The following is a 15,101-nucleotide window of genomic DNA, read 5'->3' as shown; positions in this document are numbered from 1 at the left end:
CTACACATTTGATTTGTCGAAACTTTGTTCAGTTTTCAAAGGTCTACCATGTTGCTCTTTTTAATTGAGCAACGTTTTAAATAATAACAGTTTTTAAAGATGATGTCAACAACTATTTTTAATTAATAATGAACAGCTTGTTAACAGCAACGAAAATAATGTTACCATTTTGATTTGAATTCGTCAAGCATGTTTTTAACTAATTTCTTAATTAAAATACGTTTACCAAATGATGGAAACGCTGTCCTCTGCTTGACGACATTAGATATCATACCAACTGATCGAATCACCGTCAAGCTATTTTTTCAAATCAATCCATTTTATTGGTATTTTAGGACTATAGTAATTCTAGAAAGCGCTTTTCGCCCTCCTTATATCACTAAAAAACATATTCCAAGTGTGCTAAACAATCATAAATTTCAATAGCAACCAAATCTAAATTGTCGAATTGCGCCTCATAATAAGGTCGGTAACCAATCATTTTGAACAGTTTCGTCCGATGATCGTACTCTACTCGACATACTTCAACACCAAATTTTTCAAATCTTCGTCGTTGAATTTGGCTGGTTACATCAATTTGCATGGCATACAACCGACTAATAATTTTAAATAATTCTGATTCATTCATCATATTATCTCCTAAAAATGTTCACTGACAAAGATTGGTTGTTTAACTATATCACAGATATGCTAGAATAATTTTAATTAATCTATAATCTTATAGAAGAAATTGGGGTAATTGTATTGAGTCTTTTCAGAACAGATCTAAATGCACAGCTTAATCAGATTGAAGTTTCAGAAATTCGCCAATTCGACGAAGCAACTAGTTCCATCCCAGATATTTTAAAGCTCACCCTTGGTGAACCAGACTTCAACATTCCTGAGCACGTTCAATTAGCCGCAAAGCAGGCCATTGATGATAACTTCTCCCACTATACTAGCAATGCTGGCATCCCCGAAGTTCGTCAAGCGGCAGCAAATTTTCAAAATAAGAAGTATGGGCTCCACTACAATGCTGATAACGTGATCACTACAGTTGGCGCATCCGAAGCTATCGCTGCTGCATTGGGAACCGTCCTTAATCCTGGCGATGGCGTCATTGTTCCCGCTCCAATTTATTCAGCTTACACACCGCTAATTAATTTTTACCATGGTGTTGAGGTCCGCGTTAACACACGCCCTAATAATTTTGTTTTAACACCAGAGATGATCGAACAGGCCATTCAGGACCATCCCGATATCCAATTCAAAGCAATCGTGCTCAACTACCCAAGTAACCCTACTGGCGTGACTTATCGTAAAGAAGAGTTAGAGGCATTAGTCACCGTCTTTAAAAAGTACAATTTATGGGTTCTCAGTGATGAAATCTACTCTGAACTAACCTATGGTACGACCCATACTTCCATCGCTAGTATGATTCCAGAACAGACCGTTCTCATTTCTGGCTTATCCAAATCACATGCCATGACTGGTTGGCGAATTGGTTTCATCTTCGCAGATGTAGACATGATCGAAGAAATTAAGAAGGTTCACCAGTATATGGTCACCGCAGCAACCTCGATTGTCCAAAAAGCAGCCGTTGAAGCACTAACTAACGGTATTGATGATGGCCGTGAAATGGCTCGTGAATATTTGAAACGTCGTGATTATGTCTATCGCGAAATGAGCGACATGGGCTTCGAAATTGCCCGACCAGATGGTGCTTTCTACATCTTCGGCAAAATTCCAGCACCATTTAACCAAGATTCAATGGCCTTTTGCAAGGATCTTGCCCAAAAGAACCATCTCGCCCTTATCCCTGGTCATGCCTTTGGTGATGAAGGTGAAGGATACGTCCGACTCAGCTACGCATCTGATATGACCAAGTTACAAGAAGCGATGAAACGGCTTCGTGCCTATATCGAAACACCTGCTAACATCGTTCACTAAAACAAAAATATGAGGAACTCATCAACAGTGAGTTCCTCATATTTTTTTGTCTGGTTTGATCATCAATGCAAACATTCCCGCAAACATTCCGAAATAGTACGTTAATAATCGCCAGAGAATCATCGCCAGTACTAATTTACTGTTCGTACCAATAAAGCTCGAAAAGAGTACCGAGAAACTATATTCCGCACCACCAGCACCGCCAGGAATTGGAAACAGTGAAATGATCATGACGATCAAAATATGCAAACTAGTTACCATCACTAAATTAAGGCCTGTGACTCCCAGCGAGCGCATGATAAAGTACGGAATTAAGTAATAAAACGCCAGCTGACAGATTGTTAACAGGCATACCCGGAGCATCTTGACGCCTTCGGACTTAATCTTGAGGCTTTCTTGATAAAAGCTATCGATCTTCGTATCCAAGTTTAATTTCATTTTGACGAAACGATCGGCGGACATAAACCATTTTCCTGGTGCAATACATAGATTTACGACCTTTTTGGTAAAGCTGTGCCAATACATAATCATCAACAAGCCAACAATGACGGTAAAGTGCACTAGGAAGCCAAAGATCACGAGCAGTGATAATGCCTGCAGCTTTTCCGCAATATAGTGAAAGCCGATCAAGAGACTAATGATAAAACTAACTACAATCATGGCCTGGTAAACGACGAACTTCATCAGTAAAACCGAGCTTGCTTGGCCCGCATCGACCCCCGATTGCAACATCGCAATCAATTGAGCAGGCTGCCCGCCCGTCGAGAACGGTGTAATTCCGTTGAATAGCTGTTCGATCAAGGGGACGCGGACCGCATCTTTAAACGTAAATGACGACAATCGATCGGCCATAAACGTTTTCACTACTAACGATTCAAGAATCAGGTACATACAGATGCAGACAAGTGCGATAATAAACCATTGCCACCGCAGATTAGCCAAGTCACGCAACAACGATGACAGTTTCACATTCCGAAGTGAGTACCCGAAAATACCGAGTCCCACCAGTAACATTAGAATAAGGACAAACCGATTACGTCTTGACATTGGCTACCTCTCTTCAGCTTGCTGTAAGTAAAACCGGTGCCAAATTTCGGCCAAATGATTCTTTGAATAGCGCTGGGTCGCAATTAACGACTTATCATGCAAAAATGTTAGCCCCGCAGGATTTTGTCTCAGTGCCGTTATTTTTTCTTGCATTTCATCCACGTCTTGCGCCGGTTCATAGTATCCGTCAATAATCGACTGATAGAGATCTAGATCGCGAAGCATAACCGGCGTCCCGCAACTAAAAGCCTCCAATACGGACATTGGAAAGAGTTCATTATAAGAGGGCAATAGGAATAGGTCGGCCATGTTATAGTATTCCCCGATTAAATGGCGATCCACGATTCCTGGGAAACTAAGGTTAGCCGGCGGATTATCAACAACCTTCTTTAATTCAGCATAGCCATCAGTAATCCGACCAAAGGAAAATCCGCCAGCCCACACAAACTGAATATCGGGATTCTGTTGCGCCAACTTAATAAAATCGTTGACCCCTTTACGTTCCTGAATTTGGCCCGTTCCTAAGATCATAAACCGGTTGCGATCATATCCATACTTATCTCGTAACGCTTGTTTTTGTGCCGCAGGTAATTCGTGAAAATGATCGTCATCCACAAAATTCGGAATGTACGTGATCTTACTTCGATCAATCCCAACCTTTTCCAGTTTGCGGATAAAAGATGGGTTAACCACCACAATATGATCCATTCGTTTATAAAATTTGATCACATACCAATAAAAAATAGCCCGAAACGGCTGTGGAATTTTAACACTTCCCTCAAGCGTCTCAGGCAAAAAATGGACGTATCCAATTTTACGACCACGCCCTGGCATAAAGGTCGAAAGAAAAAACGGAAAATTAATCGTATGATAATGGCTGATCTGACTCCGACCATACTTATTAATCTTAATTTCAAATTCATCGCTAAATCGATCTTTTAATAGATTGATCAATTCAATATATGCACTGCCGACTCCCTGACCTTTAACCTTATCAGCAGCAGAAAACATTGTAATTTTTAACATCAATTAACCTCTTGGTCCCCGAAATAAATTAATCGGTTCATGCTCTGACTCCGCTAACGAGATTTGGCAATCGTGATAGTATTTCACCACACGTTGAACAAAGGTTTCCGCCGAAATTTCTTTTAACTTCCGGGTTCGCTCATTAGCATCTTCTTTTGACATCGGTGTCGTCAGGTACTGAACCGTCTTCTCCACCAATTCCGATTTCTTCTGGAAGCTACTCCCAATTGCCTCATCGTCAATCAGCTCATCCGTGTACGGACTACGCATGACAACAATCGGCAGTCCTGACGCTAGGGCCTCGATATAAGTCAGCCCTTGAGATTCTGAATCCGATGCAGATACCAATACATCGGCCAGGTGATAGTAGTGATGAACCGCATCATTACTGATTTCGCCGGTAAACGTCACATGACTGTCCAATTTCATCTCGTGAACCTGATTTTCGAGGGTCTCCTTGGCGGGGCCATCCCCCACAATCAACAGCTGAGCCGTCGGCAACTGCTTTAAAATCTCAGGTAGGGCCTCGATCACCTCATGAATATTCTTCTCAAATGCAAGGCGACTAAGCGATAAAATTACCGGCGTCTCCTCTGTGTATCCCAGCTCCTTGCGCAACTGCTGGCTAACTAGTGGACTATCATTGTCCTGATACCGCCCCAAGTTAATTCCAGTTGGGATGACCCGAATTGGCGCCTTCACACCGTATCCTTCTAATACGTTTAAAACGCGATCACTAGGTGCAATCACTCCGGTCATGTGTGCCAAATACAGTGTTGCCATTTGCTTCACGTTCTTTGGTTTAACAATGCGACCATTGGCAATGTAGTGCAGGTAATCTTGATACATTGTGTGATAAGTATGAATGCATGGAATATGGAGGGCTTTAGCAATGACCTTTCCCATCCACCCCAACGAAAACTCAGTTTGGTTATGGACGATATCTAAGTTTAATTCCTTCGCTAATCGATAAGCCTTAAATAATCCCCGAACCGCAATTCGACGATCAGTGAATGAAACGAAAGGTACACTCGCAAATCGGTAAATACCAGGCTCGACTTGATCTTTAGAAACCTTAGGATCGGTTGTGGTAAAGATATAAACATTATGCCCCTGTGCCTCTAATTCATCACGCAACGTTTTAATAGAAGTAGCGACACCACTGACCTGTGGGAAATATGTATCTGTAAATAAACCGATGTTCACAATAATTCTCCTTTGGCCCTGTTTTACTGGTTTAAAAACAACCAGTTTCATTTAGTTCTTCAACATTAATAATCAATATTTATTGTACTAAAACCGTCTCTGAATATCAATTAACTACACAAGTTGCAACGCAATTCATTGTACCTTAATGGGATTAATAATCAATTATAATAGCGGAAATTAATAAATTTTATCATTTATTTAAAGATCTTTTATCCGACTATTACTTCTGCATATAAAAAAGGGCATCCCCGTAGGAACGCCCTTAAATTAAGTTTTAATCTTTAATATCAAGCTGGTTAACAAGTTCAATAACCGCCTCATTTGATTCTGCATCTAAAGCAGCATCAACTAGTGGTTGTAACTTCGACGTGTCTAATCGCTTAATCAATGATCTTGTCTGCAGGATTGACGTTGCACTCATTGAGAACTCATCTAACCCCATGCCAAGTAAAATTGGTACCGCAATCTGGTCACCAGCCATTTCACCACACATACCGGCCCATTTGCCTTCTGCGTGGGCACAATCAATCACTTGTTTAATTAAACGTAGCAGTGATGGGTTGTATGGTTGATACAAGTATGACACATGTTCGTTACCACGATCAGCCGCAAATGAATATTGAATCAAATCATTAGTTCCAATACTGAAGAAGTCTGCATATTTAGCTAACTTATCAGCAATTAAAACCGCAGCAGGGATTTCCATCATCATCCCAACTTCAATATTATCAGCAACCGAGTTGCCAGCTTCAACCATCTTTTGTTTTTCTTCGTCAAAGATTGCTCGTGCCTGTTTAAATTCATCAACCGTTGCAATCATTGGGAACATGATGGCGAGCTTACCATAATTAGAAGCTCGTAATAGTGCCCGTAACTGAGTCCGGAAAATTTCCTGACGGTCTAAACTAATCCGAATAGCCCGATACCCTAAGAATGGGTTCATTTCTTCGGGAAGTGGCAGGTATGGTAAGTGTTTGTCTCCGCCGATATCCATCGTTCGGATCACCACTTGCCGCCCGTTCATTCCTTCGACAACCTTCTTATAGGCTTCAAACTGTTCGTCTTCCGTTGGTAATTCGGCTGAATTCATATAAAGGAATTCTGACCGGAATAAGCCAACTGCTTCACCACCATTATCAATAACACCCGATAAATCATCGGGGGTACCGATATTCGCAGCAATGTCTACATGGTGTCCGTCTGCTGTCTGCGTGTCCGCATCCTTCAGCAACTTCCATTCGGCCTGTTCCTTAGCAAAACGGTCCGCCATTTGTTGGTACTCTTTGACTTCTTCATCGGTTGGGTTGACAACAACCTTCCCATGAATGCCGTCCACGATTAGCATGTCACCATCGTGGACATCTGCCGTCACACTTTCAGTTCCGACGACGGCCGGAATTTCAAGAGTTCGTGACATAATCGCTGAATGTGAAGTCCGGCCACCGATATCGGTAACAAAGCCCTTCACATAATCACGATTTAACTGTGCCGTATCACTAGGCGTTAAATCATGGGCCACAACAACTGACTGGTTATCAATCAATGCTGGGCTGGGTAACTTAACACCTAATAAGTGACTCAAGACACGTTTTGTCACGTCTCTCACGTCGCCGGCTCTTTCTTGCATGTAAGCATTGTCCGTCATTTGTTCGAACATCTCGATATACATATCGGTGACGTCCTTGACGGCCGACTCAGCGTTCAACTTCTCGTCTCGAATCTTTTGCTCGATCGCGCCAATTAGTTCTGGATCGTTCAAAATGGTAATGTGGGCCTCAAAGACTTCCGCCTCTTCTTGCCCTAAAGTTTCTAAAGCTCGCTGTTTAATAACTTTGAGCTCCTGTGCAGACTCACTAAAAGAATCATGAACTTTCCCGATTTCATGATCCACATCACTGACATTCTCTCTCTCAAAAGATAGATCGGGATCGACTAGCAAATACGCCTTAGCGATTGCTATGCCATTTGAGGCAGCAATCCCATCGAGTCGGTTTGACATTAGTCAGCAAGTCCTTCCTTTGACATGGTATCAGCAATTGCTTCGATTGCTTCTTTTTCGTCTTGGCCTTCAGCACTGATAGTAACGTCAGCGTTTTGACCAACACCAAGTGACATAACACCCATGATAGACTTCAAGTTAACACTCTTGCCCTCATATTGAAGCGTTACATCTGAGCTAAATTTTGATGCAGTCTGTACCAAGATAGTAGCTGGACGTGCATGAATACCTGTTTCTGCTGTAACTTTAAAATCGCGTTTTTCCATTGTGATCAATCTCCTTCGAGGATTAAATTGTAGACTATCATGAATAGACATAATAGTCTCCTTCTAGTTTATTCTAGCAATTGTAAGCGTTAAAAACAAGACCGAACTACTGTTGAATGTCTCCCGATATCCGTTTTTTAACACACAAATGGTGATATTCGATATTAACTGGAACTAATCACGTCATTTATGAGAAAATAGCTGTCATTTCTTTCAATTGCTTTACTTTGGTTTACGTCGATATTCGACTGTGCCACCGCGTTTGGCAATTCCGACTAGTGACTGACGAAATTCATATTTATGATACTCAACCTGAAAAGTTTGAAATTCATCAGAATCAATCGTAAAACTATCAATCACAGAATTTCGTAAATCTTCCATTAATTGCACATAATCTTTTTCCATTATGCACCTCCTTGCCAATTAAGGTTCTTCTATATTATACACAATCGATTAACAAAATTCTTAAGAAGCGACAAATGATTAGCACTCTAACTGTCAAAGTGCTAAAATCAACCGTGAAAGTGATTCAAGATCACCTTCGTTGCCTATCAAACCATTGGTACACCAGTAATCAAGCAACTTACAAATCGTCAGACTAATTACTTGCATTCACTTTAAATGCATGTATAATGTAGTCAATGGTCAAGAAAGGTCAAACATTAAATTGCCTTTCTTAAGTGCTTTTTAGTTGGATTGCAAAGAAATTCTTTTTACAATGGGACTGTGAGCAGATAGACCCTAATTTACAAATAAAGGAGGTTTGCCTCAATGTTATGTCAGAACTGTCAGAAAAATCCGGCGACCATTCATTTACAAGCAACAATCAATGGTCAAAAGATGCAAGTTGATCTCTGTCAGAATTGTTATCAACTACTACAACAAGCACAAAACAACCTGATGAATGGAGGAAACGGAATGGCGCAAAATCCATTTGGTTTTGGAAACTTGGATGACTTGTTAAAGGCCATGCAGGGCCAAGGTGGCCAACAAGCTGCTGGGCAAGAAGCTTTTAACGGTCAACAGACACAGGCACAAGGCGGCCAAGGTGGTAACCGCGGCAATAGCCTACTCGCACAGTTCGGGGTTAACTTAACCGATCTTGCTAAACAAGGCAAGATTGATCCAGTCATTGGCCGGGACAAAGAAATTGCCCGGGTCATCGAGATCCTGAACCGACGGACCAAGAATAATCCCGTTTTGATTGGTGAAGCTGGGGTTGGTAAAACGGCCGTCGTGGAAGGCCTCGCCCAAGAAATTGTTGCGGGACAAGTACCACAAAAACTCGCTAATAAAGAAGTTATTCGTTTAGATGTTGTTTCACTCGTTCAAGGAACCGGGATTCGTGGGCAATTTGAACAGCGGATGCAGCAATTAATGACCGAGGTTTCAAAGAATCCCAATATCATTCTTTTCATTGATGAAATCCATGAGATTATGGGTGCTGGTAATGCCGAAGGTGGCATGGATGCCGGCAACGTTTTGAAGCCTGCCTTGGCGCGTGGTGATTTCCAATTAATTGGTGCTACCACGCTGAGCGAATACCGCAAAATTGAAAAGGACTCGGCGCTAGCACGTCGGTTCCAACAAATCCAAGTTGACGAACCAACAGTCAAAGAAACGATCCAAATCTTAAACGGCATCAAAGCCCGGTACCAAGACTATCACAACGTTAAATACACTGATGACGCAATTGAAGCTGCTGCTAAATTATCAGCACGTTACATTCAAGACCGGTTCTTACCAGACAAGGCCATCGATTTACTTGATGAAGCTGGTTCGAAGAAGAACTTAACCCTGAAAACAGCTGATCCAGCAACGATTGAAAATGAAATTCATACTGCGGAAGCACACAAGCAACAGGCCCTCGATAATGAAGATTACGAAAAGGCCGCCTTCTACCGTGATCAAGTTGCCAAACTTGAAAAGGCTAAGAAGGACGCAGAAGAAAATCACAGCGAAGAAGCAGCCACTGTCGATGTTGAGGATATGCAGCATATTGTGGAAGAAAAGACCAACATCCCCGTTGGTGATCTTCAAAAACAAGAAGAAACGCAGCTTAAGGATCTTGATAAGAACCTTGAATCCCATGTCATTGGACAAGACGAAGCCGTTAATAAGGTTGCTCGAGCAATTCGGCGTAACCGGATTGGCTTGAACAAATCAGGTCGACCAATCGGCTCCTTCCTCTTTGTCGGACCTACCGGCGTTGGTAAGACGGAAACTGCTAAGCAATTAGCAAAGGAACTCTTCGGTGACGCAGATTCGATGATTCGTTTCGATATGAGTGAATACATGGAGAAACATAGTACATCGAAGTTAATTGGGTCACCGCCAGGCTATGTTGGGTACGAAGAAGCTGGGCAGCTAACTGAACAGGTTCGTCGTCACCCATACAGCTTGATCTTACTCGATGAAGTGGAAAAGGCACATCCCGATGTGATGCATATGTTCTTGCAAATCCTTGATGACGGTCGTTTGACTGACTCACAAGGTCGCACCGTCAGCTTCAAGGACACGATCATTATCATGACTTCTAACGCCGGAACTGGTGATGCACAAGCCAGTGTGGGCTTCGGCGCAGAAGCTTCGGGTAAAACGCATTCTGTTCTCGATAAGTTGGGCAACTACTTCAAGCCTGAATTTCTCAATCGCTTTGATGCCATTGTTGAATTCAATACTTTAACTAAGGATAATCTGATGAAGATTGTGGGTCTGATGGTCGACGACGTCAACAAGATGTTGGCTGACCGAGGTCTCTACATCAATGTCACCCAACCCGTTCAAGAAAAACTGGTCGAACTGGGCTACGATCCAACAATGGGGGCTCGCCCATTACGGCGGGTTATCCAAGAACAGATTGAAGATCGCATTGCCGACTTCGTCTTAGATAATCCAAACGTGAAAAACCTCGAAGCAACTCTCGACGATAACGATATTAAAATCATTACTGCGAACGTCCCAAGCACGAGCGCAGCTGCAACACCTAGCACAGACACGCCCCATCAATAAGTGTTCTTAAGCTAGTAAAAGGCGATCCTGAATTCAAATCAGGATCGCCTTTTTTAGATTCTATTTTGTTCGATGATGCAATCGGCGTAACGGTGTCGCAATGGCTGGTGCAATGATTGCTGCCAGTACCATTTCTGCAAGACCATTAGTCGCAAAGATGGCCAGTAACGCCTTAAACAAGTGATCGATGTTAACTCCGTAAGCCTGAGCGACGGCCGGCGTATGGTAAAACAGGTAGATAAATCCCAGCACTAATAGCGTATTGGTCAATGCGCCCCCAATGGCCGCAATCACCATTGGCACCACCGGCTTCTTGATCACCTTCATCAGACCGAGAAATAGCCATCCCGCAATTAATCCGATAAAGATCCGTGGAACGACCGAAACCAACGGATTGACAAATACTAAGGGCGCTAGTGGACTACTAGGCATGGTAAACGCGCGGATCCATGTGATCACACCCCAAACACCACCAACGATAGCGCCGTCAACCGGTCCGAGAACAATCGCGGTAATAATGACCGTAATATGGAGCGTGGTAAGACTCAACGGTCCAATCGGGATATTGCCCAGTACGGGAATAAAGTCTTGTAAAATAATGATTGCAATTAAAATACTCAAAATACTCATATGATACGTCGAATTATGTTTTTTCATAATGATCTCCCGTCAATATAGGATGGGCCTATTATATCATTTCACCCTGTATTGACCAATTGTTTGTCCATTTATTCGAATGAGGTGTTTGTTGTCCCCAAAAGCTGTATAATAAAAGCAATATAAACACCATTGGAGTGATCAATGTGACTGAATCTTTTCGCACTGGTGTCCCGGTATGGGCTTACTATATCAATATTGACACCAAGGCCAATCTTATCTTACCGGTCCTACTACGGGGCCGTAACGGTCAGCACTACGCCGTTGAACAAAAAGAAATCGAGAATTTTAAATTTATCAAAGCCGAAGGTGATTTAAACGGCATCTTCGATGAAGATTCTCACGTCGTCCGTCTCTACTACCGCCGCAAAGACTGGGTGGAAGTTCAAACCGTTGATATGTATCTTCATCTGAACGCCGACACCACAATCTATGATACGATTAACGGGATTTCCCGCAACATCACCCTCCCAGCTGGGATGACCGTCAAAGCATTCAAACGGGTGGCTACCAGCAATGGTAAATTCTGGTACGAAATGGGACCCGATCAATGGATCGAATACCATCAAATTACCATTACCAAAAATCCCTATGCTGGAGAAAAAGCGATGCCAGAAGAAGACATGTTAGCGATTGAACCACTCGACCACGTCATGGCCCGCATTGACTACATCCCCAACAAGCAAATTCAGACTTACGATAAACCCTATGGGCAGGTACAGGATGAATTGACCGACGACACAACCGTTGAAATTATCGGTAAGGCTGTGAATAACGATGGCGTCGTTTGGTATCAAATCCAAGATAAGGGCTTCATCAACGGAACTTACATTAAATTTAAATAGTTTTTACTAAAAGATCGCGACTAAACTATCGCGATCTTTTTAGTTACCACTCCGCCATTAACTATCATTTAGTGGTATATTATTTAAATGAACTTTTTCGGGAGGAGCAAGTATGCAACTATCAAAAACTAAGGCTAACTTTATGTTACTCGTAGCCGCTATTATCTGGGGATCCGGCTATCTTTTCTCTAAGCAGGCCACCAACGCGGGCATGCATGCCGGCACAATCAACGCGATCCGGGGGCTGATATACGCCGCGTTAGCCTACCTTTTCTTTCATAAGGCCATCAATAAGATGACCAAGGTTGACCTTCGAATTGGACTGACCGCAGGCTTAATCAACTTTTTGGGTTATCAAATTCAAACGATTGGCCTAATGTACACGACACCCGCCAACAACGCCTTCTTGACCGCAATCTACGTCGTCATTATCCCCTTTATCGTCTGGATCTTCTTTCACAAACGGCCAGAGCCCAAAAGCTACCTAGCCATTTTAATCTGTATGGTGGGGATGATTTTCTTAACTAACATTATCGGCCAGGGTTTCTCCATTCACATCGGTGACTTATTAACCATTCTCTCCGCACTCTTTTACGCCCTCCAAATCGTCTACTTTGGCATGACAGCCACCGATTCTAATCCGTGGATTCTTTCCTTCATGTTAGGGGTGACCCAAGGTGGTTTCGGCCTAATTTGGTCGCTATTATTTGAACACGGAACCTACGCCATCGTCGACTGGAAAGCCGGTATTTGGCCCGTCGTGATCCTCGGTATTATTTCTTCGTTTGGCGCGCAAACCCTTCAAGTGGTTGGTCAACGTTTTACTGACCCAACACCGGCCGGTATCATTTTAATGACGGAATCCATGTTCGGCAGTATCTTTTCCGTCGTCTTTGGATTTGAGCCGTTCACAGAAAATCTCTTTATCGGGGGTGTGTTGATCATCATTGCGCTATTGATTATGCAACTCAACTTCCGGAAAATGTGGTTTCCCCATCACAAAGTATAGAACCGTATAAAGAAGCGATCATCAATTTACATTGGTGGTCGCTTCTTATTATGCTATTCTAAAGTTTACTCATTAACTCAACGTCTGGATACTTGCTCTTAAACCAGTTTTCTGCAAATTGGTTTTCGAACAAGAATAGTGGTGCCCCAGCCCGATCCTTAACGAGAATATTACGTGACGAGGACATATGCTCATCGAGTTGGTCTGGATTAATCCACCGTGCCACCTTGTGTCCCAGTGGCTCCATTACAACTTCTGAATTATATTCATTCAACATCCGGAATTGGAACACTTCGAATTGAAGTTGACCCACGGCACCCAAAATGTAATCCCCCGTCGAATAGGTTGAATACAGTTGAACGGCACCTTCTTGAACTAGCTGATCAATCCCCTTATGGAATGATTTCTGCTTCATGACGTTTTTCGCCATGACCCGGACAAACAATTCCGGTGTAAATTGTGGTAATTTCTCGAATTTGATATCTTGCTTCCCAGTATAAATGGAATCGCCAATTTGGAAGTTCCCAGTATCGTACAGTCCAATAATATCACCAGCCACAGCCGTTTCGACGGTCTCCCGTGAATCAGCCATAAACTGTGTGGAATTAGATAGTCGCATGGATTTACCAGTCCGTTCCAACGTCACATCCATTCCCCGATCAAACTCACCGGAACAGATCCGCACAAAGGCAATACGATCACGATGGTTGGGGTTCATGTTGGCTTGAATCTTGAATACAAATCCAGAAAAGTCAGCACTTAATGGTTCTACGGTTTCATCATTTTCAGTTTTATGGGCACTCGGTGCTGGTGCGTAATTGAGATAAGTTTCAAGGAATGTTTGTACCCCGAAGTTTGTCAATGCCGATCCAAAGAAGACGGGGGTCAACTGCCCACTGGCAATTTTTGATTCATCAAAATCATTCCCGGCTTCGTCTAATAAATCCACCTCGTCGAGGGTATCTTGCCAGATACTGTCTTCGCGCAACGGATTGTCAGCAGGAATCTGCCCATCAGCATCCAAAGGAATGTATGGCTGGCTGTCATCTGTCGGATGTGCCAATGCGACCCGCTTGTTAAAACGGTCATACAAACCGACGAGCCCCCGGCCCATTCCAATTGGCCAGTTCATGGCGTACGATTGAATTCCTAAAACGTCTTCGAGTTCCGCCATCAAATCAAGTGGTTCCCGTGCATCACGGTCAAACTTGTTAATGAAGGTAAAGATCGGAATTCCACGCATCTTACAAATTTGGAAGAGTTTCTTAGTTTGCGGTTCGATCCCCTTAGCCCCATCGATCACCATGACAGCCGAATCCACGGCCATCAATGTCCGGTAGGTATCTTCAGAGAAATCCTCATGCCCGGGGGTATCCAAAATATTGATTCGCTTCCCCTGATAGTCAAACTGCATCACTGAACTCGTAACGGAAATTCCACGCTTCTTTTCAATTTCCATCCAGTCAGACTTTGCAAAGTTGCCTGATTTCTTGGCCTTAACCGTTCCGGCTTCGCGCACTACGCCCCCAAAAAGTAACATTTGTTCGGTAATGGTTGTTTTACCGGCATCGGGGTGAGAAATAATCGCAAAGGTCCGACGAGTGTTAACGGCTTGTTTTAATTGTTCCGGTGTTTTCATTTAATTGTCCCTTTCCAAAATAGTCCTATACCATCTTAATACACCCCCGAGACAAAGTCTAATAGATAGTTATCCATATAGTAGAAAAAAAGCCCTCCAACAAACCAGAGTTAGGCTTAGTCAACCACTCCCGACTAAAGTCGGAAGCTTGTGAGAACCGCACCTAACGGTGCAATGACCACAAATTGCTTAGATACAGCGATTGCCTGCAAGCAGGTCTTATCCGCTAATTACCAAAGCCTTTATAGTCCGCAGGTTGCCAGACGGACTTAGCGCTTTAGCGCTCTAGTTTCGTCGGACATCGAAGAGCCAGACGAACTGTATAATTTTACATTGATGCGAGACCTTTAGCCAAAATATTTTGAGCGGCATTATGGTCGCGAATATGGTGAGTTTCACATTGCGGACATATCCAATCACGATCGGCTAGCGTAAGTTTATTCGTTGTTCCAGTGCCCATAAC

General features: G+C 43.0%; 14 protein-coding genes. 4 read left to right on the top strand and 10 right to left on the bottom strand.

The window, feature by feature from the left end; all coding sequences use genetic code 11:
* Window positions 1-379 precede the first annotated feature (379 nt).
* Window positions 380-631 carry a YkuJ family protein gene (locus tag FC26_RS11810; protein ID WP_235809514.1) on the bottom strand — a complete coding sequence of 84 codons (252 nt, stop codon included), beginning with the start codon at window positions 629-631 and terminating at the stop codon, window positions 380-382.
* Between the two features lie 113 nt (window positions 632-744).
* Here FC26_RS11810 and FC26_RS11805 point away from each other — a divergent pair, with 113 nt between their 5' ends.
* Entirely contained in the window at window positions 745-1,929 is a 1,185-nt protein-coding gene (locus FC26_RS11805) for a pyridoxal phosphate-dependent aminotransferase (protein WP_057781072.1), read from the top strand.
* Window positions 1,930-1,965: 36 nt separating this feature from the next.
* Here FC26_RS11805 and FC26_RS11800 read toward each other — a convergent pair whose 3' ends face one another.
* From FC26_RS11800 to FC26_RS11775, 6 genes are all read right to left on the bottom strand, one after another.
* Window positions 1,966-2,976 (bottom strand): lysylphosphatidylglycerol synthase transmembrane domain-containing protein, encoded by a 1,011-nt coding sequence (locus FC26_RS11800; RefSeq protein WP_057781068.1) that lies wholly within the window; start codon window positions 2,974-2,976, stop codon window positions 1,966-1,968.
* 3 nt (window positions 2,977-2,979) lie between these two features.
* Window positions 2,980-4,002, bottom strand: coding sequence for a glycosyltransferase family 4 protein (locus tag FC26_RS11795; RefSeq protein WP_057781065.1), 1,023 nt, complete (start codon window positions 4,000-4,002; stop codon window positions 2,980-2,982).
* A gap of 3 nt (window positions 4,003-4,005) precedes the next feature.
* Window positions 4,006-5,208, bottom strand: coding sequence for a glycosyltransferase family 4 protein (locus FC26_RS11790; protein WP_057781062.1), 1,203 nt, complete (start codon window positions 5,206-5,208; stop codon window positions 4,006-4,008).
* Between the two features lie 277 nt (window positions 5,209-5,485).
* A complete protein-coding gene (ptsP, locus tag FC26_RS11785; protein WP_057781058.1) occupies window positions 5,486-7,210 on the bottom strand; it encodes a phosphoenolpyruvate--protein phosphotransferase in 1,725 nt (574 codons plus the stop codon).
* Window positions 7,210-7,476, bottom strand: a complete 267-nt coding sequence (locus tag FC26_RS11780; RefSeq protein ID WP_057781055.1) for a phosphocarrier protein HPr — start codon at window positions 7,474-7,476, stop codon at window positions 7,210-7,212. Before FC26_RS11780 ends, ptsP begins: the two co-directional genes overlap by 1 nt.
* Before the next feature lie 222 nt (window positions 7,477-7,698).
* Entirely contained in the window at window positions 7,699-7,881 is a 183-nt protein-coding gene (locus FC26_RS11775; RefSeq protein ID WP_057781051.1) for a hypothetical protein, read from the bottom strand.
* A gap of 366 nt (window positions 7,882-8,247) precedes the next feature.
* Between FC26_RS11775 and FC26_RS11770 the strand changes: the two genes are divergently transcribed.
* Complete coding sequence (locus FC26_RS11770) at window positions 8,248-10,488, top strand: ATP-dependent Clp protease ATP-binding subunit (RefSeq protein WP_057781048.1); 2,241 nt, start codon at window positions 8,248-8,250, stop codon at window positions 10,486-10,488.
* 60 nt (window positions 10,489-10,548) lie between these two features.
* On the opposite strand, the gene FC26_RS11765 is transcribed toward FC26_RS11770, so the two are convergent.
* Entirely contained in the window at window positions 10,549-11,145 is a 597-nt protein-coding gene (locus FC26_RS11765) for an ECF transporter S component (RefSeq protein ID WP_057781045.1), read from the bottom strand.
* 146 nt (window positions 11,146-11,291) lie between these two features.
* Between FC26_RS11765 and FC26_RS11760 the strand changes: the two genes are divergently transcribed.
* Both FC26_RS11760 and FC26_RS11755 read left to right on the top strand, forming a co-directional pair.
* The gene (locus FC26_RS11760; protein WP_057781042.1) at window positions 11,292-11,990 is read left to right on the top strand and encodes a MucBP domain-containing protein; all 699 of its coding nucleotides are present in this window, start codon (window positions 11,292-11,294) and stop codon (window positions 11,988-11,990) included.
* Window positions 11,991-12,102: 112 nt separating this feature from the next.
* On the top strand, window positions 12,103-12,999 hold the full coding sequence (locus FC26_RS11755) for a DMT family transporter (RefSeq protein ID WP_057781039.1): 897 nt from the start codon (window positions 12,103-12,105) through the stop codon (window positions 12,997-12,999).
* Window positions 13,000-13,057: 58 nt separating this feature from the next.
* Here FC26_RS11755 and FC26_RS11750 read toward each other — a convergent pair whose 3' ends face one another.
* Together FC26_RS11750 and FC26_RS13125 are read right to left on the bottom strand one after the other, a co-directional pair.
* Complete coding sequence (locus FC26_RS11750) at window positions 13,058-14,638, bottom strand: peptide chain release factor 3 (RefSeq protein WP_057781036.1); 1,581 nt, start codon at window positions 14,636-14,638, stop codon at window positions 13,058-13,060.
* A 328-nt stretch (window positions 14,639-14,966) separates the two neighbouring features.
* Window positions 14,967-15,101, bottom strand: a 135-nt coding sequence (locus FC26_RS13125; protein ID WP_235809516.1) for a zinc ribbon domain-containing protein, incomplete at its 5' end; no start/stop codon positions are given.

The sequence above is a fragment of the Paucilactobacillus vaccinostercus DSM 20634 genome (assembly GCF_001436295.1).
Taxonomy (GTDB): domain Bacteria; phylum Bacillota; class Bacilli; order Lactobacillales; family Lactobacillaceae; genus Paucilactobacillus; species Paucilactobacillus vaccinostercus.
Note: the sequence above shows the minus strand (reverse complement) of the source record. Positions and strands in the feature narration are given on the sequence as shown.

Bases quoted from the DNA above. Each gene is read 5' to 3' on its own strand.
- FC26_RS11795 (WP_057781065.1), bottom strand. From the start codon at position 4,002: ATGTTAAAAATTACAATGTTTTCTGCTGCTGATAAGGTTAAAGGTCAG.
- ptsP (WP_057781058.1), bottom strand. From the start codon at position 7,210: ATGTCAAACCGACTCGATGGGATTGCTGCCTCAAATGGCATAGCAATC.
- FC26_RS11775 (WP_057781051.1), bottom strand. From the start codon at position 7,881: ATGGAAAAAGATTATGTGCAATTAATGGAAGATTTACGAAATTCTGTG.
- FC26_RS11750 (WP_057781036.1), bottom strand. From the start codon at position 14,638: ATGAAAACACCGGAACAATTAAAACAAGCCGTTAACACTCGTCGGACC.
- FC26_RS11810 (WP_235809514.1), bottom strand. From the start codon at position 631: ATGATGAATGAATCAGAATTATTTAAAATTATTAGTCGGTTGTATGCC.
- FC26_RS11770 (WP_057781048.1), top strand. From the start codon at position 8,248: ATGTTATGTCAGAACTGTCAGAAAAATCCGGCGACCATTCATTTACAA.
- FC26_RS11780 (WP_057781055.1), bottom strand. From the start codon at position 7,476: ATGGAAAAACGCGATTTTAAAGTTACAGCAGAAACAGGTATTCATGCA.
- FC26_RS11800 (WP_057781068.1), bottom strand. From the start codon at position 2,976: ATGTCAAGACGTAATCGGTTTGTCCTTATTCTAATGTTACTGGTGGGA.
- FC26_RS11755 (WP_057781039.1), top strand. From the start codon at position 12,103: ATGCAACTATCAAAAACTAAGGCTAACTTTATGTTACTCGTAGCCGCT.
- FC26_RS11765 (WP_057781045.1), bottom strand. From the start codon at position 11,145: ATGAAAAAACATAATTCGACGTATCATATGAGTATTTTGAGTATTTTA.